Below are 16303 nucleotides of genomic sequence, written 5' to 3'. Positions count from 1 at the left end.
GGCTTTGCAGGAAAAGCTGGCTACGGATGGCGTAGTGCTTCATCCCTACAATGCCTTGTCCAGCTTTCTTTCGTCAATGTATAAGTCGAAACGATCCATGCGAATGATGGCATAGCTGAGAACAAGAGGGAAGAACTCGATATCATTACCGCGGATATTCAGAGTCCAGCAGGTATCATCCAGGGTGGAAACGATATGGGTATTGCATCCCGCATCTTCCATTTCCTTACGAATACGAGCCATCTTACTGCTTACACTTTCACCGGCATATTTTTCATCCAGATCAAAGGCAGGCTCTTCGGAAAGTGCCGGACGATCCTTCCAAACCGGATCCACAAAGTCCTCGTCATAGAGAATCTTAGCTTTCTTTTTCTCGGCAATACGAGCGTATTCCTGTCCTTCTCCTACGGATACGGCACGACCGTCAAAGGCAAGGGTATCCCCCTCCTTCAAATGCTCCTCCAAGAAGGCCTCCAGGCTGGGTACTCCCGGCTCGAACATCTTCATCAGCTGAACGGTGGTTCCTTCCAACTGCTTAGCAGCCTGGATAAAATAACGACCGTCAGTCCAAAGTCTTGCTTCCTCTAAACCGATAAGAGCAGTTCCGGCAGAACCGGTAAATCCGGTGATAAACATTCTCTCTTTAAAATGCTCTCCAACATATTCGCTTTGATGGAAATCCGCAGTGGGAACAATCAGCATAGTAATGCCTTTTTCCTTCATAATTTTACGAAGTGCGGAAAGTCTCTCAGGTACTGTCATGTTCTACCTCCATAATTCTTCAAGTATAAAAACCAAACGCTGTAGTGTATTATAGCACGATTTGCTCAAAAAGGCTAAAGAATAGGGGGATAAACTTTGATTTTTAGGAAAAATGTTCTAAAAAAATAACGGAAGCGAAAGTCCGGAGTAATCGCGCTATAAAGGAAAAAGGCTAAAAGTATTCTAAAAAGCTATATTAGTCTGGCTTAGAAAAACGTCCCATGTTATACTGCCATCAGTTTTGCATGAGAAAGGAAGAGCTATGTTAAAGTGTGAAAGAACATCTGTAATGAATATAGAAAATGCCATGAGAGGTGCCAGAAATCCTATGAATTCCTGGGATAGGGCGGACTCTTATTATGATGAAGAAGGAAATTATCAGCTGGGACCCAATGACATGAATCTGGCAAGGCGTTTACGACTGGCCGGTTCCGATCATAGAAAGTTTATCCGCCAAATCTTTGTCTCCGTGGACATCACGGCTCCTCTTTATTGGTGGAAGGAGTATGACACATATAAAGTGGCAACTGTAGCAAATTCCACCTCTACCATGCACAAAATCCATTCCAAGGAATTTAGCATTGAGGACTTTTCCCATGATCATCTAACCGAGGAAGGGCTGGAGAGTTTGAAAAGAACCGTGGAGGATCTGGAACGCATTCGTCTTCGCTTTCTGGAGAAGAAAAACAAGGAGGATTGGTACACCATTATCCAGTTGCTTCCCAGCTCTTATCAGCAAATGCGGACCTGCACCATGAATTACGAGAGTCTTATCAATATGTATTTTTCCAGAAAGAGCCATAAGTTAGAAGAATGGCATACCTTCTGTGATTGGATAAAAACCCTACCCTATGCCAAAGAGTTGATTTTGGCAGAGAAGGAATCGGAAGCATAGCCTTTTCTGTTTTTTAAAATTTTTTTATGGCAATAATCTTCCCTATAAATTCTTTATTCAAAGAGAATTTGTAGGGAAGATTATGGTATACTATTGCTTGTAGATTTCTTCTTTAGTTCTATTAGATTCTATTCTTCTCGTCTTTATCTGTTTTTTATTCATCTGTTTTTAAATATTTTTTCCGTCTATCCATTTGTTTTCAGGTTTTCTTATTTTCATCTATACCTTTCTTTTTTAGTATTCTATTTTTCAACGAATCATTCATTTATTTATTAGTTCATTTTCAAGTATTCTGCCAATTATTCATTTTTTCAAGTATTCTGCCATCTGTTCATTTTTTCAAGAATTCTACTAGCTATTCATTTTTCAGAAAGGAGCTTCTTATGCCCGATGTTTCTTTGTCTTCCCTGAAACGGGGAAGGATTATTTTATTACTTCTGATGCTTATGCTTCTGGGCTTTTTATTTTTGATGAATCAGGAACGGGAAAGAAGGATTATCTATAAGGGGACTGCGGGAGAGGAGAAAGAAGCGTTTCTGGCCAGGGGCGCTTATGAAAGCTTAGAGGCCAAGAGAAATGAAAAGTTGCCGGATAACCGGGAAAAAATAGCAGAAGAAAAGCAAGAGGGACGAGAAAATCAAAAAATAGAAGATTCGGTAGAAGTGGAAAGCCAAGAAAAGCGGGAAAACCTAGAAGGGAGTAAAAAGGCGAAAAAAGAAGAGAATCCGGAGATTGGTAAAGAAGAGAGTCAAGAAGAAAGTCAAGAAGAAAGCAAAGAAGAAAGTAAAGCGGAAATTGGAGTAGATGGTGAAAAGAAAGTAGCCGGCATAGAAGACGGTCAAGGAGGAATTCAACAAAAGCGGAAGGAAAAGAAAATCAATATTAATACAGCTACAGAGCAGGAGCTGGAAAGCTTAAAAGGAATTGGTCCCGCCACGGCAAAAAATATTATCCGTTACCGGGAGGAATACGGCGGATTTTCCAGTATTGAAGAAATTAAGAATGTAAAAAGAATCGGAGATAAAATATTTGAAAAAATCAAAGCGGATATCTGTGTATAACAAAGGCCGGCGTATAGTTGACATGATTTTGTAAGCTTTATCCCTTGTGCTTTTCTGCTTTGCCCTTTATGATGAAAATGTTTTCCCGTATTCCAAGATTATGAAGAGCGTAATAGGAAGAGGGATAGGAATGTAAATGCAAGAGTGAAATTTTTACTGGGAAGGGACAGGCCTTTCTTTTAAAAAGTTAAAATATTATAGGAAGAAGTAATCAGGGAAAGATGAGAAAAAGAATGGGAATCAAAAAAAGCTTGTGCTCTATGGTTTTGTTATTATCCATAGTACAGAGTACATTGATTTATGCAGAGGAAAGAGTTTACGGAATTTCAGACTACGGTCCGGTTTCCGTTAATGGAAGCGGTGTAGGAAGAGGAAAGGATCCTACCTACCATTATATTGAAGACCTTCTTTATAATAATCAGGGGAATGCGGGGGCCGGTAACAGCGGATCTGCGAATTCCGGCGGAAGCAGCCCGGCAGCCAATCCGGGGAGTGCATCCTCTCAAAATCCGACGAAGAGTAGCGGTCAAAATACTGCTGTTACCCAGGAAAGAAAGTGGAATTTGGCAAAGCTCTCGGGGAATGGGCAAACCAAGTCTATCGGTTCAGAGGTGAATGCCAATTATGCAGTGGTTTTTGACTTGGATCAGGGCACAATCCTAGGTGAGAAGAACAGCTCTGCAAGCATGAATCCGGCCTCTATGACAAAGGTGATGACTTTACTTGTGGCGGTAGAGAATCTTCCGGATTTAGAGAAGAAGATTACCATTACCCAGGATATTGTGGACTATGTGAAGGCAAGAGGTGCCAGCAACTGCGGTTTTGTAGCAGGGGAGCAGGTTCGGGTAAAGGATTTACTCTATGGGGTAATTCTACCCTCCGGAGCGGATGCGGTATTGGCTCTGGCTAAGGAAATTGCCGGTTCTGAAGCAGGATTTGTGGCTTTAATGAATAAAAAAGCTCAGGACTTAGGGCTATCTTCAGACTGTAAATTCCAGAATGCTACAGGGCTTTATCACAGTACCCATCATATGAATGTGAAGGATATTGGAGAAATTATGGCGGCGGCTATGCGAAATTCCTTAGCCAGAGAGGTTCTTTCCACGGAGAACTATCAGATTCCTGCCACCAATAAGCACGAGAATGGTATTAAGCTGACGAACCTGTTTGTACAAAGAATAAAAGGGCAGGATACCGGAGGTGCCAGCGTGACTATGGCGAAAACAGGCTTTGTTCGTCAATCTATGTTTTGCGCTGTCAGCAGCGGAAAAGGAGCAAATGGAAAGAATCTTTTGGTGGTAACCGGCTACAGCTCCAGCACCTGGCAGTGTATTAAGGATCATGCCACCTTGTATAAGCGTTTCGGATAGAAGTAAAGGGGGGAAGCTATGCCAATTAAAGTACAGAACCATTTGCCTGCAAAGGACATATTAGAGAAGGAAAATATTTTCGTTATGGATGAACAGAGGGCGGTATCTCAGAATATTCGACCTCTTCATATTGCCATTCTCAACCTGATGCCTTTAAAGGAAGATACGGAGCTGGATCTACTTAGGGTGCTTTCCAACTTCCCGATTCAGACGGAAATTACGCTGATGAAGATGGAATCCCATGTTTCTACCCATACCAGCTCCGTTCATTTAAATACCTTTTATGTTAATTTTTCATCCGTAAAGGACGAGTATTTTGACGGCTTAATCATAACCGGAGCTCCGGTGGAAAAGATGCCTTTTGAAGAGGTTGGATACTGGAAAGAACTTACGGAAGTTATGGAATGGTCTAAAACACATGTGTTTTCCACCTTTCATATTTGTTGGGGAGCCCAGGCGGGGCTGTACTATCATTATGGAATTCAGAAAGTGCCTTTGGAGAAGAAATTAAGCGGAATCTATTCCCATAGGGTTCTTCATAGGAAGAAGATGTTAATGAGGGGGATGGATGATGAGTTTTATGTTCCCCAATCCCGTTATACCGGACTGGATGAAGAGGCAGTAAAGAAAAATAAAGAGCTTTATGTGGTGGCGGACAGTGAAGAGGCGGGAAGCTACTTGATTTTGGCCTGCTCTTCTCGCCAAATCTTTGTTACCGGTCATTCCGAGTATGACCGGTATGACTTGGATAAGGAGTATAAAAGAGATTTGGCAAAAGGAATAAATCCGGAGGTTCCGGTGAATTATTATCCTGATGACAATCCGGAGAATACCCCGATTTTATCCTGGCGTTCCAGCTCCAACTGTACCTATAGTAATTGGTTAAATTTTGTGTATCAGGAGACGCCTTATCGTTTGGAGGAAATGCGCCCGGTTTCCGAGGACAGTTATCTTCGGGATGACCATAGAAGTGAAAGAGACAGCACCGTAAAGTCTACCGATTAAGGGAACAAAAAGTGACTGAAGCAGTGCGTACAAGTAAAGGAGAAATTATGGATGCAGTAGAACGTTTGATTCGTTACTTAAAAATTGATACGGAATCCGTACCGGATCAGGAAAAGATTCCTTCCAGCGAGAAGCAGTTTGATCTGGCAAGAGTTCTGGAAGCGGATTTAAAGGAGCTGGGGGTAAAGGACGTACAGTGTACCGACCATGCCTATGTTTACGGGAAAATCCCTTCCAATTTATCGAAGGAAGAGCAGGAAAAGACTCCTGCTTTAGGATTTATTGCCCATATGGATACTTCTCCCTCTGCAAGAGGTAAGAATGTGGAGCCCAGAATTGTAAGTAATTATGATGGAAAAGATATTGCTTTAAACGAAACCGAAGTTCTTTCTCCGAAGGTCTTTCCAAAGCTTTTAGAGGCGGTTGGACAGGATTTAATGGTTACCAACGGAAAAACCTTATTGGGAGCGGATGATAAGGCGGGCGTTGCGGAAATCATGGCTATGGTGGAATATATACAAACCCATCCGGAGTTTCGTCATGGAGACATTTGCATAGGTTTCACACCGGATGAAGAGGTTGGGGCAGGAGCAGACCTCTTTGATGTTCCTCTTTTCGGCGCAGAGGTGGCTTATACTGTGGACGGCGGCACTCTGGGAGAGGTGGAATATGAGAATTTCAATGCAGCCAGCGGAAAGGTGAAGATTCATGGTGTGAATGTCCATCCCGGTTCTGCAAAGGATAAGATGATGAATGCCAATCTTTTGGCGATGGAGTTTAATGCTTTGCTGCCAAATTGTACACCTGCCAACACGGAAGGGTATGAAGGCTTCTTCCACTTATGTTCCTTTGTGGGAGAGGAAAGTCTGGCTACTTTGGACTACATTATTCGTGACCATGATTGGGAGAAATTCCAAGAAAAGAAGAGAATTTTCCAGGAGGCGGGAGAGAAGCTGAATCAGAAATACGGAGAGAAGGGGGCACAGTTTTCTGTAGAAGTGAAAGACAGCTACTATAATATGGTGGAAAAGGTTCGCCCTCATATGTATTTGATTGATGTGGCAAAAACTGCCTTTGAAAAAGAGGGAGTTACCCCGAAGGTTTGTCCCATTCGTGGAGGTACAGACGGTGCTAAGCTTTCTTTCATGGGCTTACCCTGCCCCAACCTGTCTACGGGAGGAGAGAACTACCACGGGATTTACGAATACCTGAATCTGAATTCTTTCAAAAAGATGATTCCGGTGCTTTTGAAGATCTGTCAGGAAATGATTGGAAAAAAACAATAAGTTCCGGGCGATAAGACAAGACGGGCTCATAGATAGGACAGGCTCATAGAATAGGGCGGACTTATAGAACAAGACGTCTTGATGAAAAGCTACAGGACATTATAGAAACAAGAGAAAGGACCTTCGAGTATACATTCGAAGATCCTTTCTTTTATATGAATAGACTGCTTTTTCGTCCATCACTGGCATCCCTTTATGAAGGGACTTTTTCAAGCTTAGTAGCTTTATTCTACTTTTCTTGTTTCTTATTCAATATTCTTTTGTATGATAAACGATTCACTTATCGCTTATCTATCTTTTGAAAAGCAAGTCCTTTGCCTTTCTTACGATTAATTCCTCCTCTATACCAATGCCCCTTCTCTGAAACATTCGTATCGGAATTCCCTTTCCTCTTATTTCAGAGAATAGAGCTCGTCATTGTTTTTATCATGGATGCTATACATCCGAAAGCATTCCTTAGGAAACACCGGGTCTCATCTTCAGGAAATGCTCAATATTCAATTGTCTTATCTAGCCATTGGTTTGTACCACCTTTTTCCGAATCGCTTCTCTATAATTTCAAAATGGAATTTCACCATGATTTTATATATTTAAAGCGTTTATGATGGGAAACCGATTCTATTGGAAACCTGCTCTTTTCAGAAAATAAGAAGAAAGTCTTCTGCAAACCGATAGCATAATTCCCGCTATACAAGAGTTAGGTTTTCTCTACTCAGTTAAGTCTCCAGTAGAAGTACTGTTCTTCGTCCATTGGATTGTACCTCTCTTTCTTGATTATAGTTCGCAAACCTCCCGTTTGCACTTTGCAAATCCTTAACTCTTTCTCTTCGAGCTAAAGATTTTTTGCTGTTTTTTTCTTTCTTGTGCCTATAGGATAGCACAAAAAATTTCTTTTGTAAAGTAAAATTAAATAAATATTATTTTTATTTTTCGTAAAAAAAGAGATTATAAAAAAGAACTTTTCTCCTTGCAAATGAAATTTATATAGATAATAAAATTTATTTTCAAAAATCCGGAATAGGACTCATTTTGCTCAAAATTAATCCTATGGGAAGGGGAAACTATGGACGGGAGGCTTGGCTTTGCCGTAGAATAACAGACGAGTAAATAGAGTTAGTTTATACTTCGTATGGAGAGGAATAAAGCTATGTTTCGTTATGAAGAAATCAAAAATCCGGAATATTATCAGGAAAACGTCCTTTTGCCCCATTCGGATCATATTGCCTACCGCAATGCTACAGAAGAAAAGCTGGGAAAGAGTTCCCTGCGAAAAAGTTTGAATGGCTTATGGAAGTTTCATTATGCAAGAAGAATAGAGGACAGTATTCCGCATTTTGAAAGCCCGGAGTATTCCTGTAAGGATTGGGAGGATATTGTGGTGCCTGCCCACATCCAGCTGGAGGGCTATGACGCACCCCAGTATGCCAATGTACAGTACCCTTGGGAGGGACATGAAAGTATACGTCCGGGAGAAATTCCCCGGCATTTTAATCCGGTGGCTTCCTACGTAAAATATTTTATGCTGCCGAAGGAGTGGGGAAAGCAGCCGGTGCATATTTCTTTTCAAGGGGTGGAAAGTGCCTTTGCCCTGTATTGTAACGGAGCTTATATCGGCTATCACAGCGACTCCTTCACTCCCGGGGAATTTTCTCTGGAAGGCTTTTTAAAGGAGGGAGAAAATAAGCTGGCAGTTCAGGTTTACAAATGGTCCGCAGCCTCCTGGTGTGAGGATCAGGACTTCTTCCGCTTTTCCGGAATTTTCCGGGATGTTTATCTCTATACCCTGCCCAAGCTGCATTTGGCAGACCTGCATCTTCAGACGGAATTAAGCCGGGACTTTAAAGAAGGAAAGCTTTGCTTTTTGGGAAGAATCGAAGCGCAGGAGAAGGTAAAAGGAGAAGAGAAAGAAAAGGGCATTCTTCGCTATACTCTTTATGATGGAGGAATAACGCTTCCTAAGGGAAGAGGCTTTGCTTCTGAGAAAAAGATTGTTTCTAAGGGAGAAATCCTTGTTTCAGGGGAAAAGACCGATTTAAAGGAACAGACCGTTTCAAAGGAACAGACCGGTTTAAAGGAAAAGACCGATTTAGAGGGAAAGATTGCTTCAGAGCAAAATATAGCGGAATTTTCTATTTTCATAGAAGCGCCTAAGCTTTGGTCCGCAGAAGCTCCCAAGCTCTATACTTTGGTGCTGGAGCTTTGCACGGAAGAGGGAGAAGTGCTGGAATATATCGTGGAAAAACCGGGGTTCCGCCATTTTGCTTTAGAAGACGGACTAATGAAAATCAACGGAAAGCGCATTGTATTTAAGGGCGTAAACCGGCATGATTTCAGCAGCTTAACGGGAAGGGCAGTAAGTTTTTCGGAAATGGAGAAGGACATCCAAACCATGAAGAGAAACAATATCAATGCTCTTCGTACCTCCCATTATCCCAACAATTCCGCCCTCTACCGTCTGGCGGATGAGTACGGTCTGTATGTGATGGATGAGTGCAATATGGAAACTCACGGAAGCTGGGATACCTACGCCTTTACAAAAGATATAGACTATGTGCTTCCCAAGGATAAAAAGGAATGGGAGGCTATGCTTTTACAAAGAATTGAAAATATGTGGCAGAGAGACAAAAACCATCCTTCCATCCTGATCTTCTCCTGCGGAAATGAAAGCTTCGGGGGATCTGTAATCCATGAGATGGCAAAACGGCTTCGCAGCTTGGATTCCTCCCGATTGGTGCATTACGAGGGGCTCTTTAATGACCGTTCTTACCCGGACAGCAGCGATATGGAAAGTCGCATGTATCCTCCTGTTAGGGAAATTAAAGACTATCTTTCCGAGCACAGGGAAAAGCCTTTCCTGCTTTGCGAATATGCCCATTCCATGGGGAATTCCTTAGGAGCCTTATATAAATACACGGAGTATGTGGAAGAAGAGCCTTTGTTTCAGGGAGGCTTTATCTGGGACTATGTGGACCAAAGTCTTTGGAAGAAAAATCGCTATGGGGAGAAATTTTTAGCCTATGGAGGAGATTTTTCCGACAGACCTTCGGATTTTCAATTCAGTGCCAACGGCATTGTTTTTGGGGGAGATAGAAATCCAAAGCCCCAGATGCAGGAAGTAAAGTATCTCTATCAAAATATCTTCTGCGCTTTGGAAGAGGAGGAGATTTTGGTTCAGAATCGTTCTCTTTTCCTTTCCACTTCGGAGCTGGATTGCAAGCTTTCTCTGTACCGTTACGGAAAGCTTTGGAAGGAGTGCTCTTTGGAGACCGATGTTCCGCCTCAATCCGAGGGGAGAATACAAAATCCTTTCCCAAAAGAAGAGACAGAGGGAGAGTATACCCTTCGGATCAGCTTCCATCTAAAAGAGGATAGTCTCTATGGAGAAAAAGGTTTGGAGATGGCCTTTTCGGAAAGCTCTTATACAGTAGAGAAAAAAGAAGCCTTACAGGTATATCTGGCGGGAGAAGGGCAGCAGGAGGAGCGTTGGGTTCGAAGCTGGGAGAAACTTTTGGAAGAATGGAGCGATACCTCGGAAGGGATTCCGGAAGATTTTCAGATTCTATCTTCGCCCCACAACATTGGTGTACGAGGCAGTCATTTTGAGGCAGTCTTTTCCCTGATTCAGGGCGGGCTTGTGTCTTACCGATACGGGGGAAAGGAGTATTTGGAGGCAATGCCAAGACCTAACTTCTGGCGTGCCCCCACCGACAATGACACGGGAAATCTGATGGCTTTTCGCTATGCCCAGTGGAAAACTGCAAGTCAGTATTTAAGCACAAGGAGTCCGGAAGCAAGTCTTATGCTGGAAAAACCTCAAGAAGTACTGATGAAAATGGAGAAGGATTGCTTCCATATTCGCTACAGCTATCATTTGCCCACCAATCCGAGAAGCAGCTGTCAAATGCAGTACAGCGTTTTCCCGGATGGAAAAATCAGTGTGACTCTGGACTATAGCCTGCCGAAAGAGGGAGATCCTATCCTGCTCCAGCAGCTTTCAGAGCTTCCAGAATTTGGGACCCTCTTTACCCTAAACGCGGATTTGGAAAACTTTTCCTGGTACGGATTGGGAGAAGAGGACTGTTACGCCGATAGGAAGCATGGGGGAAAACTGGGTATTTATCATAGGAAGGTAAAGGATAATTTTGCTCCCTATGTTTTCCCTCAGGAGTCAGGAAACAAGGCGGAGGTACGACTGGCAAGCCTCACCGATGAAAAGGGCAGGGGTTTAGTCTTCTTAGCGGAAAATGAAGAGGGGCAAATGAATGTTTCCGCCCTTCCCTGGACTCCCCATGAAATTGAAAATGCTTGTCACGGCTATGAACTTCCTCCGATTCATCACAGTATCCTGCGTCTTTCCAAGGTCCAGATGGGAGTGGGAGGAGACGACAGTTGGGGTTCCCATACCCATGAGGAGTTTTTGGTGAAGGTAAAGGATAGGATTCATTTCAGCTTTTCCTTTCGAGGGATTTGCTAAAGCGGGGTTACGATCCTTTTGACAAATATAGGGAGATACCTTCTCTTAAGGCTTTGCATTATGCCATTTTTAGAACGGCTATCAAAAATTTAGAAATAATCTACGGGGATATAGAGGGAAACACTCCATATCCTTATTTTTTAAGAGAAAATGACGAAATATTCTGTATAGAAATGTTTCTCCCTGTATAAGGGCGTTTTTCACCTGCTTATTTTTGGAAATACTTTGTTTTTTTCGAAAATAGGCTGTAGTAAAGGAGGTAATATGCTGGAAAATGTACGTTCTGTAGGAAAGGAATCCTACCAAAACAAGATTTTATCCAAGGTTGAGAGCGGAAAAGTAAAGGAAAGCCAAAAACCGGATGAGCAAGCCTCCGGCAAGGAAGCGGAGCTTGCAAAGGCAACAGGAGGGGAAGAAGCTGTAGCGAAAAGAGACAGCTTGGAGCTTTCCGATAGAGCTAAAGATATTGCTGCCAAGGCGGCAAAAGGTACGAAGGCTGAAAAAGCGAAAGAATTAAGTGCCGAGGAGCAGCTTTCCGATAAGGCGAAGAGCTACCTGAAGAATTTGCGTCGTTCTCGGAATTTTGTGGATTTCCGTATTGCGGAAAAGGGAAAAGAGAATGATGCCTTAGCAGGAAAGAGCAATAAGGAATTTACCGTTGTTCTAAGTAATGAAGAAATTGAAAAAATGGCAACGGATAAGAAATTTGAAAGAGAGCAATTAAATACATTGGATCAGACTGTAAAGTCTATGCTGATGGCGCAGACAGGGATAGGCAATAACAATGGCGCAAACAAGACCAATGTGGAGGACATAAAGAGTATTGCGGCAAAAACCCAAGAGGACGGCACCACCATGCTGATTGCCAGCTTAGAGAAGAGTACAAGCTCTGCCAGAAAGATTGCCGAGGAGCAGGATAAAAAGCGGGAAGCGAAGAAACTGGAAGAAAAGCAGGATGCTAAGAGAGCGGCGGAAAAGGAAGCACTTAAGGGGGATAAAAAGTCCGAGAAGGCACAAAAGTCAGGGAAGTCCGGAAAGGTAGAGAAGACGGATTCCAAGGATAAACTTTCCGATAAAGAAAAAGCGATAAGGGAAACAGAGGACCTTGAAGCTGCGGAAAAAACAGCTGTAAAACGTGTGGAAGTAAGGGGAAGAACCATAGAAGAGCTTATGGAAAACATGAAAAAGCTGGATTGGACAAAGGTTCCTGTGACAGAATAAAGGGATAGCTCTCTTATTTTATTGTGAAATGAAATAGGGCAGGCAATTTATTATTTGCTTATATAAATTTTATTTTTGTTTATAATTAAAAAGATTCATGCTATACTTCCTCCTTGTAAGGGTTGAACTATCTTTAGGAGGAAGTATGGCATTTTTTTCATTTTTGGATCAGAAAAGGAAAAAGGATGCACTTAGGGAGCTTGCAAAGGAAAGAAAGAGAGGAATTCCTGCAGAACGGCTGAATAAGGCCAATGAGGAAATCCATCTTCGTCTTTTGCAATCTCCTTTTTTTCTGGAAGCGGAAAGGATCTTCTCCTATGTGAGTATGGAAGGGGAGGTGGACACCAGAATTATTTTGGAAACGGCTTTACAGATGGGGAAAAGAGTGTGCGTTCCCCGATGTATTCCGGGAAAAGAGCATCTGATGGAGGCGGTAGAGATTCATAGTATGGAGGAACTGATTCCCCAGACCTATGGAATTTTAGAGCCAAGAAAAGAACTTCCTTCTTCTACGGACTGGTGCTTTGACTTGTCTTTGATTCCCTGCGTAATGGCAGATCAAAGGGGTGGAAGATTGGGGCATGGAGCAGGCTACTACGATCGATTCTTGGAAAAGAGCAAGGGAAAGAAGCTATGTTTATGCTTTTCCTGGCTACTTTACGATAAGATTCCTATGGAGAAAACGGATATCCCCATGGATGCATTATTAACAGAGGAAGGATACTTTGCATTTCATTAAGAATCTTTCACAAAATACGAAAAAAATTTCTGTAAGAAATGCCAAGTTGTAATCTGTTAAAAAAATAGCTAGTATTAGTGAAGTCAAAAAATTAATTTGTTCCCAAAAAATATTTTTGGTCAGGAGGGGCGAAAATGGGTGTAGAACAAAACAAAATGGACGAGTTGTTTAAATGGGATGGAAAGCCTGATGTGGCACCTACCATTTCTTTGGCGCTACAGCACTTGGTGGCTATGATTATCGGTTGTGTAACACCGGCGATTATCATCTCTAATGTAGCAGGATTGGAAATCGGACAAAGAATCATCTTGATTCAGGCATCCTTAACCATGTCTGCAATCTGTACCTTCTTACAGCTTTTTCCCTTAAAGAAGGGTGTTTTTGGTGCCGGACTTCCTATGATTTTAGGAATCAGCTTTGCTTATCTTCCCAGTATGCAGGCTATTGCTAAAGATGGCGGTGGAGTAGGTGCTATCGTTGGAGCAATGATGGTTGGTGGAGTCGTTGCTATTGTAGTAGGATTATTTGTTAAGAGCATTCGTAAATTTTTCCCACCACTGATTACCGGAACTGTAGTATTTACCATTGGTTTATCCTTGTATCCAACAGCGGTAAACTATATGGCCGGAGGAGTGGCAAACAGAATGCAGACTCTTGCTGAAAAAGGAATTACCATCAATCCTGCACTGTACTATGGATCTTGGCAGAACTGGCTGGTGGCTTTTATCACCCTGATTGCTGTAATGTGCTTTAGTATCTTTGGTAAGGGTATTTTCAAATTGGCTTCTATCCTTTTAGGTATGCTTGTAGGATATCTTGTGGCTCTTGGTTTTGGGATGATTTCCTTTGACAAAATTGGAACCGCTTCTTGGTTTGCGCTTCCTCACCTCCTGCCATTCGGTGTTTCTTTCAATGCACCTGCTTGTATTTCCATCGGTTTGCTTTTTGCCATTAACTCCATTCAGGCTATCGGTGATTTCACCGCAACTACTATGGGTGGATTTAACAGAGAGCCCAGTGATGATGAGCTACGTGGCGGAATTATTGCCTACGGTGCTACAAACTTCCTTATAGCATTCTTTGGAGGACTTCCTACAGCAACATATTCTCAGAATGTAGGTATTGTAATTTCCAATAAGGTAGTAGCAAGAAAGGTATTTGCAACTACAGGTGTATTTATTTTGATTTGTGGACTGTGCCCTAAATTCTCTGCATTACTTACGACTATTCCTCAGTGTGTTTTGGGAGGAGCTACCATTACTGTATTCTCCACCATTGCGATGACCGGAATTAAGTTGATTACTCAGGAACCGTTAACTGCTCGTTCTACTACAGTAGTAGGTCTTGCGGCAGCTATCGGAGTGGGTATTGCGCAGGCTCCTGCATCCTTGGAACTGTTCCCGACTTCTTTCACTATGATTTTCGGAAAGTCTCCTGTAGTTTTGGCAACCATCATTGCAGTATTCTTGAATATTGTATTGCCAAAGGAAGAGAAAAAAGCTTAATTGCATATAATCAATAAGGGCTGTCTAAGGTCCAAAGAAAAAAGTGCTCAGACATATTCTGAGCACTTTTTTGCCTATTGTAGGAGCAAGGATAGATCTGGAGGCAGTTCCCGTTTAAAAAACATTTTTTCTTTCCCAATCGGATGGGTAAAGGAAATGGAGTAGGAGTGAAGAGCCTGACGGGATAAGTCTATAATTTGTGAAAATACACTTTCTTTCCCATTGCCGTACAGGCTATCCCCAAGTAAGGGGCAGGAGAGGTAGGCGAGATGGACGCGAATCTGATGGGTCCGGCCGGTGGCCAGCTGAAGCTGCAGAAGAGAATAGTTGTTCTTGGGGAAATAGTTTAAGACATTAAAATAACTTAGGGCTTCCTGCCCTTTTTGAAAATCCACGGTTCTCAGCATTTTTTCTTCTTCTACTCTGGCAATAGGCGCAGATATGGCAAAGGCATAATCAAATTCTTCTTTTTCGCTCTCATGAACCCGTCTAAATCCCGGAACATGACCTAGGGAAAATTCGGGATTTCCCTGACAAAAAGCCAGATAGCTTCTTTGGACGCGTCCCTCCTTCATATCTTTGTTTAGAATCGATGCAGCCAAACGATTCTTCGCCAGAAGGATTAAACCGCTGGTATCCAAGTCCAATCTGTGGATAAAGTGACAAACAAAAGAAGATGCAGAAGAATTCTGCATCTGATAAGAAACTACTGCTCCGGCTAAAGTCTTTTCAAAATGTCCGGGAGAGGGATGACAGGGAAGTCCTGCAGGCTTATTTAGCAGGAGGATATCCCGGTCTTCATAAACAATGTCCAAAGGGAAATCATAGGGTGGAGCACTGTTCTCTTCCTCTACGGGAAGGTAGACAGACAGGCAATCCCCCTCCGCCAAAAGATCCACTGTAAAGGCCCATTGACCATTTTTTTCAATACCGTAATGTTCCTTGTTCTCCTCAAAAAAATGAACTCTCTTTAAGGCGGAAAGAAGGGTTTTGGTATAGCCCTGTTCTAAAAGAAAAGCTTCGATCGATTTGTTTGCAAAATCTTTCGGAACGGTATAGGTAAAAAGAGTAGGAATGCTCATGCGTTAAAAGGAAAAGGTTTCTGCCAGAGGAAGCCAGAGCTCATCCTTTTCGGAGAGAAGAAGGGGACTGCCGTCTTCCATAGTGTAACCGTCTTTTTTCGCATTTCCGGCATAAGTACCCTTTAACTCCGGCCACTGAATGCCGATGCTTGGATCATTCCATGCCAGACCGCCTTCGTCTCCGGGATGGTAGAAGTCTGTTACCTTATAGGCAAATTCCGCGGTATCGGAAAGTACAAGGAAACCATGGGCAAAGCCCTCCGGAATATAGAACATCTTTTTATTATCTTCACTGAGGGTAATACCGAAATGCTTGCCGTAAGTTTTGCTGTTCTTTCTTAAATCTACAGCCACATCATAAACTCTTCCTTTTAATACGCGAACAAGTTTTCCCTGGGGATATTGCTTTTGAAAATGCAGTCCCCGTAATACACCCTTTACAGACATACTTTGATTGTCCTGTACAAAACGAAGATTAAGTCCCTGCTCCTTAAAATCTCTTTCATTGTAGCTTTCCATAAAATAGCCTCTGCTGTCCTGATGAATAGTGGGCGTGATAATGCATAATCCCTCAATGTCCGTTCTTTCTACCTGAATCTGTCCCATGAAATTTATCCTTTCTCCTTTGTTGTAAGTAATAGAAAACAAAGAGTTTCCTTTTTTCTCATAAATAGTAATAAAGCAAGAAATACTATCTATATTTTATCATAAAAAAAATTTTTCACATAATACTTATTTTTTAATACTTGCCTCCGATATATATACTGTAACAAGAATAAAACAAAAAAACTTGCTACAAAACATCTCTTCCATAGGAAGAGGACACGAACCGTAACAGCCGAAAGGCAAAAATCAGTCGAAAGACAAGAAAAGGCAAAGAAAATTCTTCTTTTCTGGCGCCGG

General features: G+C 42.3%; 11 protein-coding genes and 1 pseudogene. 9 read left to right on the top strand and 3 right to left on the bottom strand.

Translation table 11 applies throughout. From position 1 onward, the window contains the following. Positions 1 to 48 precede the first annotated feature (48 nt). A pseudogene (locus tag RYL27_RS07140) lies at positions 49 to 762 on the bottom strand (aminopeptidase P family N-terminal domain-containing protein); the annotation flags it as partial. 262 nt (positions 763 to 1024) lie between these two features. Between RYL27_RS07140 and RYL27_RS07135 the strand changes: the two are divergent. From RYL27_RS07135 to RYL27_RS07095, 9 genes are all read left to right on the top strand, one after another. After that, positions 1025 to 1657, top strand: coding sequence for a hypothetical protein (locus tag RYL27_RS07135; RefSeq protein WP_314966202.1), 633 nt, complete (start codon positions 1025 to 1027; stop codon positions 1655 to 1657). 383 nt (positions 1658 to 2040) lie between these two features. After that, positions 2041 to 2718 (top strand): ComEA family DNA-binding protein, encoded by a 678-nt coding sequence (locus tag RYL27_RS07130; RefSeq protein ID WP_314966200.1) that lies wholly within the window; start codon positions 2041 to 2043, stop codon positions 2716 to 2718. Between the two features lie 233 nt (positions 2719 to 2951). Then, positions 2952 to 4088, top strand: a complete 1137-nt coding sequence (locus tag RYL27_RS07125) for a D-alanyl-D-alanine carboxypeptidase family protein (RefSeq protein ID WP_314966198.1) — start codon at positions 2952 to 2954, stop codon at positions 4086 to 4088. 18 nt (positions 4089 to 4106) lie between these two features. Beyond that, positions 4107 to 5093 carry a homoserine O-succinyltransferase gene (locus RYL27_RS07120; protein ID WP_314669188.1) on the top strand — a complete coding sequence of 329 codons (987 nt, stop codon included), beginning with the start codon at positions 4107 to 4109 and terminating at the stop codon, positions 5091 to 5093. Positions 5094 to 5140: 47 nt separating this feature from the next. After that, positions 5141 to 6379 (top strand): peptidase T, encoded by a 1239-nt coding sequence (pepT, locus tag RYL27_RS07115; protein WP_314966196.1) that lies wholly within the window; start codon positions 5141 to 5143, stop codon positions 6377 to 6379. Between the two features lie 1147 nt (positions 6380 to 7526). After that, positions 7527 to 10853, top strand: coding sequence for a glycoside hydrolase family 2 TIM barrel-domain containing protein (locus RYL27_RS07110; RefSeq protein ID WP_314966195.1), 3327 nt, complete (start codon positions 7527 to 7529; stop codon positions 10851 to 10853). 264 nt (positions 10854 to 11117) lie between these two features. Next, the gene (locus tag RYL27_RS07105; RefSeq protein WP_314966193.1) at positions 11118 to 12074 is read left to right on the top strand and encodes a DUF6033 family protein; all 957 of its coding nucleotides are present in this window, start codon (positions 11118 to 11120) and stop codon (positions 12072 to 12074) included. Positions 12075 to 12219: 145 nt separating this feature from the next. Next, positions 12220 to 12813, top strand: a complete 594-nt coding sequence (locus tag RYL27_RS07100; protein WP_314966191.1) for a 5-formyltetrahydrofolate cyclo-ligase — start codon at positions 12220 to 12222, stop codon at positions 12811 to 12813. A gap of 134 nt (positions 12814 to 12947) precedes the next feature. Further along, positions 12948 to 14318: a uracil-xanthine permease family protein gene (locus RYL27_RS07095; protein ID WP_314966189.1), complete on the top strand. Its 1371-nt coding sequence runs from the start codon at positions 12948 to 12950 to the stop codon at positions 14316 to 14318. Positions 14319 to 14392: 74 nt separating this feature from the next. Here RYL27_RS07095 and RYL27_RS07090 read toward each other — a convergent pair whose 3' ends face one another. Beyond that, positions 14393 to 15400 (bottom strand): RluA family pseudouridine synthase, encoded by a 1008-nt coding sequence (locus RYL27_RS07090; protein WP_314966188.1) that lies wholly within the window; start codon positions 15398 to 15400, stop codon positions 14393 to 14395. A gap of 3 nt (positions 15401 to 15403) precedes the next feature. Next, complete coding sequence (gene rfbC, locus RYL27_RS07085; protein ID WP_314966187.1) at positions 15404 to 16006, bottom strand: dTDP-4-dehydrorhamnose 3,5-epimerase; 603 nt, start codon at positions 16004 to 16006, stop codon at positions 15404 to 15406. Between the last annotated feature and the right edge of the window lie 297 nt (positions 16007 to 16303).

Source organism: Oribacterium sinus (genome assembly GCF_963537195.1).
Classification (GTDB): domain Bacteria; phylum Bacillota; class Clostridia; order Lachnospirales; family Lachnospiraceae; genus Oribacterium; species Oribacterium sinus_A.
This window is presented reverse-complemented; position numbering and strand designations above follow the sequence as displayed.